The 7,374-nt window shown below is 69.7% G+C and carries 8 protein-coding genes; 2 read left to right on the top strand and 6 right to left on the bottom strand.

Annotated features, from left to right (window positions below):
• The first annotated feature begins 209 nt into the window (after positions 1–209).
• Positions 210–1,547 carry a cell envelope integrity protein CreD gene (creD, locus tag ACZ6YI_RS01715; RefSeq protein WP_465777149.1) on the top strand — a complete coding sequence of 446 codons (1,338 nt, stop codon included), beginning with the start codon at positions 210–212 and terminating at the stop codon, positions 1,545–1,547.
• Entirely contained in the window at positions 1,544–2,233 is a 690-nt protein-coding gene (tsaB, locus tag ACZ6YI_RS01710) for a tRNA (adenosine(37)-N6)-threonylcarbamoyltransferase complex dimerization subunit type 1 TsaB (RefSeq protein ID WP_465777148.1), read from the top strand. The genes creD and tsaB overlap by 4 nt, the downstream gene beginning before the upstream one ends.
• Before the next feature lie 77 nt (positions 2,234–2,310).
• On the opposite strand, the gene ACZ6YI_RS01705 is transcribed toward tsaB, so the two are convergent.
• The 6 genes from ACZ6YI_RS01705 to ACZ6YI_RS01680 form a co-directional block, all read right to left on the bottom strand.
• On the bottom strand, positions 2,311–3,531 hold the full coding sequence (locus ACZ6YI_RS01705; protein WP_465777147.1) for a DegT/DnrJ/EryC1/StrS family aminotransferase: 1,221 nt from the start codon (positions 3,529–3,531) through the stop codon (positions 2,311–2,313).
• A complete protein-coding gene (locus ACZ6YI_RS01700) occupies positions 3,509–3,910 on the bottom strand; it encodes an EamA family transporter (protein ID WP_465777146.1) in 402 nt (133 codons plus the stop codon). The genes ACZ6YI_RS01705 and ACZ6YI_RS01700 overlap by 23 nt, the downstream gene beginning before the upstream one ends.
• Positions 3,907–4,266 (bottom strand): EamA family transporter, encoded by a 360-nt coding sequence (locus ACZ6YI_RS01695; RefSeq protein WP_440327412.1) that lies wholly within the window; start codon positions 4,264–4,266, stop codon positions 3,907–3,909. The genes ACZ6YI_RS01700 and ACZ6YI_RS01695 overlap by 4 nt, the downstream gene beginning before the upstream one ends.
• 2 nt (positions 4,267–4,268) lie before the next feature.
• Complete coding sequence (locus ACZ6YI_RS01690; protein WP_465777145.1) at positions 4,269–5,108, bottom strand: alpha/beta hydrolase; 840 nt, start codon at positions 5,106–5,108, stop codon at positions 4,269–4,271.
• A gap of 75 nt (positions 5,109–5,183) precedes the next feature.
• Positions 5,184–6,599, bottom strand: a complete 1,416-nt coding sequence (locus ACZ6YI_RS01685) for a sensor histidine kinase (protein ID WP_465777144.1) — start codon at positions 6,597–6,599, stop codon at positions 5,184–5,186.
• The gene (locus ACZ6YI_RS01680) at positions 6,592–7,266 is read right to left on the bottom strand and encodes a response regulator (protein ID WP_440327409.1); all 675 of its coding nucleotides are present in this window, start codon (positions 7,264–7,266) and stop codon (positions 6,592–6,594) included. The genes ACZ6YI_RS01685 and ACZ6YI_RS01680 overlap by 8 nt, the downstream gene beginning before the upstream one ends.
• Positions 7,267–7,374 lie beyond the last annotated feature (108 nt).

The raw sequence follows: 7,374 nt of genomic DNA, 5'->3' as shown, positions 1-7,374 counted from the left end.
GGCCGCCCGCCGGCCCGCCGCCGGGGGGGGGGGGGTGTGGGGCGGGTGGGGGGGGGGGGCGCCCCCCCCGGGCGCCCACCCCCGCTCCCACAACGGCGATGCGACACCGTTTTGACCGCTCGCGGCCGCGAATTGCCTCACACTGCGCCCGACACGCGCCGCCCCGGGCGCGAGCATCCTCCCCACCTACGCCTGGGGGAGGACCCACCATGTTTCGCTGGACGCAATCCATTACCGCCAAGGTGCTTGGCATCGGCGTACTCGCGCTGTTGATGCTGATCCCACTCAAGCAGGCCGACGGCATCGTCCGTGAGCGCGAGGCCATGCGCACATCCGCCGTGGCGCGTGTCGCCTCCGGGTGGGGCGGCCCGCAGACCGTCGGCGGGTTCATGCTTGCCATGCCGGCTCGCAGCGAGGTGCGCGACAGCACCGGCCGCGTGGTCAGCGTGCAGGACACGACGCACATCGTGCTTGCCGACGAGATGACCACCACGGCCGACCTGGCCGTCGAGCGGCGCAGCAGTGGCATGTACGAGGTGCCGGTCTACACGAGCGACGTGACGATTCGTGGCCGGTTCCTCGTGGAAGACGTGGCCAGCGCCGGTGCAGAGAGCGGCACGGCGCTGGATACGGGCAAGGCGGAATTGCGCCTGCTCATCGCCGATACGCGCGGTTTGCAGGGGATCACATCGGCCACGGTCGACGGGCATCCGATACGCCTGGCGTCCTCGGCCGCCACGATGGGCGGCTACAGCGTGCTGACGGCCGCCTTCCCGGTGGATCCGGCGCGTGCCACGCCCATCGACTTCGCGCTGACACTTCGTATCGCCGGCACCGAATCGTTCTCCGCGCTGCCGCTGGCCCGCGCGAGCACCCTGCAACTGCGCTCCGCGTGGCCCGACCCGAGCTTCGCGGGTGCCATGTTGCCCGGCCGCCGCTCGGTCAGCGCCAAAGGCTTCGATGCCACCTGGCAGGTCATGGACCTCAACCGCTCGTATGGCCAGCATTGGGACGCCGCCAGTGCCGACGTGAACGCCCGCCTCGCCGCATCGTCGTTCGGCGTGAAGCTGGTCAAGCCCGGTAGCGTCTACCAGCAGAATGATCGCGCGGGCAAATACGGCCTGCTGTTCATCGCGCTGACATTCGTCGCGTTCTTCCTGTTCGAGGTGCTGAAGGGCCTGCGTCTCCATCCCGTGCAATACCTGCTCGTGGGCGCTGCCATGGCGAGCTTCTACGTGCTGCTGCTGGCCTTGTCTGAGCAGATCGGTTTCGGGGTCGCCTACGTGGTGGCGGCCACGACGGTCGTGCTCATCGTCGGTGGCTACGCGGCGGCAGTGCTCCGGGCCCGGGGTGCCGGGCTGGTGCTGGGAGGCGTGCTGGCCCTGGTTTACGCCATACTGTATGGCCTGATCGGCGCCGAACAGTACGCGCTGCTGATCGGCTCTGTGGTACTGGTTGCCGTTATCGCGCTACTCATGTATCTCACGCGCCGGATCGACTGGTACGCCTACGGGGTGCCGTTCAACAGCCAGACGGAAACGCCATGAACTTCCTCGCCATCGAAACCTCTACCGAAGCCTGCTCCGTCGCACTGGTCCACGGCGACGAAGTGATCGAGCGCAGCGAGATCGCGCCGCGCCGGCACGCCGAACTGGTGCTGCCGATGGCCGACGCGCTGCTCGCCGAAGCAGGCCTCTCGCGCAACGCCCTGCAGGGCATCGCCGTAGGCCGTGGGCCCGGTGCGTTCACCGGCGTCCGCCTGGGCGTCTCACTGGCCCAGGGCATGGCCATGGCGCTCGATGTGCCCGTCGTTACGGTGTCCTCGCTCGAAGCGCTGGCGCTGGAAGCACCCGAGGACGACGCGGCGATCCTTTCCGTCATCGACGCACGCATGGGCGAAATCTACGTCGCGGCCTGGCGCCGCGACGATGACGGTGGCGTGAGCCTGATCGACCGCGAACGCGTGGATACGGCAGCGGCGCTGATCGTCCCGGAAGCCGCCGCGTGGCATGTCGTCGGCACGGGCTGGGCCACGTACGAAGCGGTGCTGCGTGAACGCATCCCGGCGCCGGTTCGCTCGGCGGATGGCGCGCGGTTCCCGCAGGCCAGGCACATCGCGGAAGTGGCCGCGAAGCGCTTCCGGCAGGGCGAAGCCGTCGCCCCCGAACTCGCGCTGCCGGTATACCTGCGCGACAAGGTCGCGCTTACGCTGGTGGAGCAGGGCAAGGCCTGATTGCCTGTGGGAGCTTGCGAGCGACGGGTCGCGGAAGAGCATCGTTCGCAAGCTCACTCCCACAAGCTGCCGCGCTCCTACAGGGGCTGTCGCGAGACGACGGTTGCCTCAATCACCGCGCAGACGTGTTCGAAGCATGCGTCGTCCAGCCACGGGCTGTTCGTCACGGTGAGCGTGCGCGCGGCGAAGTCGCGCGCGTTGGGAATATCGTCGCCGCCCGCCATCGTGCCGAGGTACGGGTAATCCGGCAGCGCATGCACGAACATCCGCGCTACGCCGTGGCGCGAGGCCCATAGCCGCTGCAACACCGCATCGCGGGTGGCTTCGTCGGGCAACCGCAGCATCAGGTACGGCCAGGTGCCGCCCTCATCGGTGAATACGTGTACACCGGGGATCGAGGCCAGCGCCGGCACGCGGGCACGGGCCTGCGTCGTGGTGGTCTCGATGAAATGCGGCAGGCGGTGGAACGCGCGCGCGCCGACGGCCCGCCGCCAGCGACCTACGCGGTGCAATGGAAAATCCACATCGAAGTGCTCGCCCGCCGCACCGAGCAGGTCGCCACGGCGCAGGGCCCGGCGCAGCGGCTGGCCATACGCCATGCCGAGGCCGCGCGGGCGGTAGAACGCGGCGTAGCCCGCCAGCTCCAGCGCGCGGCGCGCTTCCCACCCCGGATGCCAGCGTGCGATCCGCCGCGCCGCGCGGCGGAAGCTGTCGCGCAGTGCTTCGTCGCGCGCCACCAGCAGGCCACCCTCGAAGATCGAAAGCCCCTTGCCCGCGGCGAGGCTGTAGAAACCCACATCGCCATGCGTACCGGCGGCGCGGCCATCGATGCGCGCGCCCAAAGCCTGCGCCGCATCCTCGACCACCCAGGCACCCACCGCGTCGGCGACCGCACGCGCCGATGCGACGTCCGCCGTGCGGCCGCCGAGATGCGTCGGCACGATGGCGAGCGTCCGCTCGCCGCAGGCGGCGGCCAGCCGTTCCGGATCCATGTCGAAATGGCCGGGGCGAAGATCGACCAGCACCGGCTCCAGCCCGGCGCGGCGGATCGCAAGCGGGACCAGGGGGCAGGTGAACGCGGGGATGGCGACCTCGCGCCGCGTGCGCGCGTGCTCGGCCAGGCCAGTGAGGGCGACGGTAAGCGCCGCCGTGCCCGAGCACTCCAGCTGTGCCTCCTCCACGCCCAGCCATTGCGCGGCGAGTGCCGTCAGCGGTGCAGGGATGTCGCCGCCCATGTCCGCGAAGCCCAGGGGCAGGCCCGCCGTGGGCGGGGCTTCACGTTGAGGCCGGAACCACATCGCTGGCACCTTCGTCGCCCTCGGCGAACGCGAGACAGAGGATGCCCGCCACGATCGCCAGTGCACCCACGATCTGCGCCGGCGTGACCGGTTCGCTGAACACCCAGTACGAGAGCACCATCACGCTGACCACTTCGAGGTGCGACGCCGCGAACGCCGGCCCGATGGGCGCGTGCTTCAGCAGGCTCATCCAGGTCACGAACGCACCGATGTAGCCGGCGATCGCCCCGTAGATCCACGGATGCGAAAACACCCGCGCCAGCCATGCCGTGCTCATCTCGACAGGCAGCGCATGGTTCCCCGCCAGCTTGAAGCAGACGAGGTTCAGCGAATCGAACGCGAGCAGCAGCGCGAAGCCGACGATGTAGAAGCGCTTCATGCGCCGGCTCCCACGATGGCCACGCCCGCCGCCACGAGCAGGATGCCGGTGACGCGCAGCGGGCTAAGCCGCTCGCGGAACAGGAAGCGGCCCGCGATCATGATGGCGACGATGTTGATCGAGCCCAGCAGCACGCCCTCGGACAGCGGCACGAGCGAAAGGAAGGCGATCCACACGACGAACTCGAGCACGTAGCAGCCGATGCCGGCCCAGATCCACGGGCGCGCCAGCATGTACTTCCAGCGGGCGAGGCCATCGCCCGCGCGCGGGTCTCCGGCCGCCGCCTTGAACGCGAGCTGCCCGCCCGTATCGAGCAAGACGTTGGCCAGCCACAGGCTGAAGACCAGGCCGTGCATGCTCAGGCCGCCATGCGCGCGGGCCGCGCGTCGCGGGCGACCCGGGTGAAGAAATCGGCGCTGCGTTCGATCAGCGTGCGGCGTTCGCGATCGATCGTGATCATGTGGTAGCTGTCGGCAAGCAGCAGCATCTCGACCGGGCCGCGGACGCCGCGCGCCACCATGTCGGCATTGGCCGTGCTGGCCACGTCGTCGTCCGTGGCATGCGCGATGAAGCACGGCGCCACGACATCGGGGAGGCGCCGGCGGACATCGCGCGCGAGCCACCACATTTCCGCCAGGGCGTGCCATGGGTTCCCCGGCAGGCCAGCCGCTTCGCTGTCGCCCGACAACATGGCCGCGCTGATCTGCGCACGCAGCCGTTCGTCGCGTATGCCGTACGGCGGCTGCTCCATGAAGCTGCGGTGGCGGCCGATACCGAGGCGCTTGAACACCGGCAGGATGAAAGAGAGATGACGGCCGGTCCACGGGATGGACCAGCCGTCATGGCGGAACGTCGCGCCATACACGCCGACCCCATCCACCCAGTCCGGGCGCACCGCGGCGAGGCGCAGCGCCAGGACCGCACCCATGGAGAGGCCGGCGACGAACAGCCGGTCGACCCGGCCGCGCAGCTGCTCGGCCGCGGCCTCGACGCTGGCGTACCAGTCCTGCCACGTCGTCGCGAGGAGGTCGTCCTCGCTGCCGCAATGGCCGGCCAGGCGCACGCCGACCACGGTGAATCCCGCACGGTTCAGGCCTTTGCCCAGCATGCGCATTTCCGTGGGTGTGCCGGTCAGGCCGTGGATGAGCAGGACGCCCTCGCGGCCGCCTTCAAAATGGAATTCCGTGGATTCGCTCACGCCCGGGCCTCGCGCCTGTGCCGTTTCATGACAGGCATGCTCGCAAGCCGTGGTTTCAGCGAGCTTTCCGCAGGCTTAGCCCGGGCTTGGCAGGCCCGGGAAACGCAGCTCGACGCGCAGGCCGCCCAGGGCCGAGCGGGCGAAGCCGACGCGCGCCGCGTGGCGTTCGGCGATGCTTTCCACGATGGCCAGGCCAAGCCCCGTGCCGTCCTCGTCGACCCCGGGGACCCGGAAGAAGCGTTCTCCCAACTGGTCGAGGAACGCATCCTCGACGCCCGGGCCGTCGTCGTCCACGGCCAGCACGGTGTCGTTGCCATCACGTGCCAGCGAGACGGTGACCGTGCGTCCGCGCCCGGCATAGTGGAAGGCGTTGTCGACGAGGTTATCGATGACCTCCTGGATCTGCAGTGCATCGCCGCGCACCGGGCATGCGCCATCGGTGCCTTCGTAGCCCAGGTCCACGCCAAGCGCGAGCGCCTGGTGGACGCGCATGCCCACGGCCTCCGGGACGACCTGGGCGAGATCGATCACGGCCATGCCATCGTGGTCGGGCAGGTCCGGGGACTGGGTGCGGGTAAGTGCGAGCAGCTGGGCCGAGGTGCGTGCAGCGCGGGCGGCCAGGCGCTGGATGTGGGCCAGCGCGTCCTGCTGCTGGGCGGCATCGCCCGCCGCGGCGACACGCTCGACATGCAGTTGCAGGCCGGCCAGCGGCGTCCGCAACTGGTGGGCGGCGTCCGCGATGAACCGCTCCTGCAGCCCGAGCATGTTGCGCATGCGGGCGAACAGGTCGTCGATGGTGCGGGTCAGCGGCAGGATCTCCACCGGCACGTCTTCCTCGCCGATCGGGCCCAGGTCGTGGCCGCGCCGGCTCAGGCGCGTCGTCAGCGGCTCCAGCACGCGCAGGCCATGGCTCACCCCGAACCACACGAGGCAGAGCACGGCGATGATGAGCAGCGCCTCCACCGGTAAGGTCAGCAGCAGGATTTCGCGTGCGCGCTGGTGGCGGTCACGCAGGTTCTCAGCCACCTTGATCGTGATGGTGTCACCGGGGTCATGCCGGTTGGCGATGCGCATGACCGCGCCACGCAGGGCCTTGTGGCCCAGGTCGGTGTCGTACAGCAGGGGCGGTGCGTCGACATCGACCGCACGGCGCGTGGGCACGGCCAGTTCGGCGTTGCCGATGATGCGGCCGTGCCGGTCACTGATCACTTCGTAGTAGTTGCGCCCATCCGGGTCGTATTCGAGGAGGAAGCGCGCCTGCGCGGTCAGCTCACCACGCAGGGCGTCGCTGCCGATCATTTCCGCCAGGGTGAGCGCCGAATCGGAGAGGTCCGAATCGTGTACGCGGTTCGAGTAGGCGAGGGCGATGAAGTACCCGACCACGGCATCGACGACCAGCACGCCGAGCACGGGAACGAGCAGGAAGGTGAGCAGGCGCCGGCGCAGGCTGGGGCGCGCCGGGCGGCGCGCCGCGTGGCGGCGTTCAGGCATCGACCGATTCTTCGAGGAGGTAACCCAGGCCGCGGATGGTGCGGACGTTGGTCCCCGAGCCATGCAGCTTCTTGCGCAGGCGGTGCAGGGCGATATCCAGGCCGTTGTCGGTCAGGTCCTCGTCCCAGTTGCACAACGCCTCGACCAGCTGAGCACGGCTGGTGACCTTGTCGGCACGGGTGGCCAGTGCCTCGATCAGGCCGAACTCGCGCGCGGTGAGGTCGAGCGGCGTGTCGCCGATCCAGGCGCGGTGGCCCGGGATATCCAGGCGCAGGCGGCCAATGCGGAACTCCGGCGCACCGTGGCTGGTGCGGCGGCGGAGCAGGGCGCGCACGCGGGCTTCGAATTCCGCCAGTGCAAAGGGCTTCACCAGGTAGTCGTCGGCGCCCAGGTCGAGCACCCGGACGCGCTCCTTCAGGCCTTCGCGGGCGGTGACCACCAGCACGGGAAGGCTGGCGCCACGCTTGCGCGCGCGGCTGAGCACATCGCTACCATCGAGCTGGGGCAGGCCCAGGTCGAGGACGAGGAGGTCGTAATCATGGTCGCGCAGCGCATGGTCGGCACTGGCGCCATCCGCCACGTGGTCCACGGCGTGACCGCCTTGCTGCAGGGCCGCGCGCACGGCGGCGGCGATGGAGGCGTCGTCTTCGGCTAGGAGTATGCGCATGGTGGACAAGCATACGCTCCGTGATGGGGTGGCCGCATGCTGTCGCGGCAGGCTTTCCCGCCCCTTTCCGTCAATTGCGAACGATTCGCATTGCGGTTACGATTGACC

It is taken from the genome of Luteibacter sp. NPDC104163, from assembly GCF_055584245.1.
Note: the sequence above shows the minus strand (reverse complement) of the source record. Positions and strands in the feature narration are given on the sequence as shown.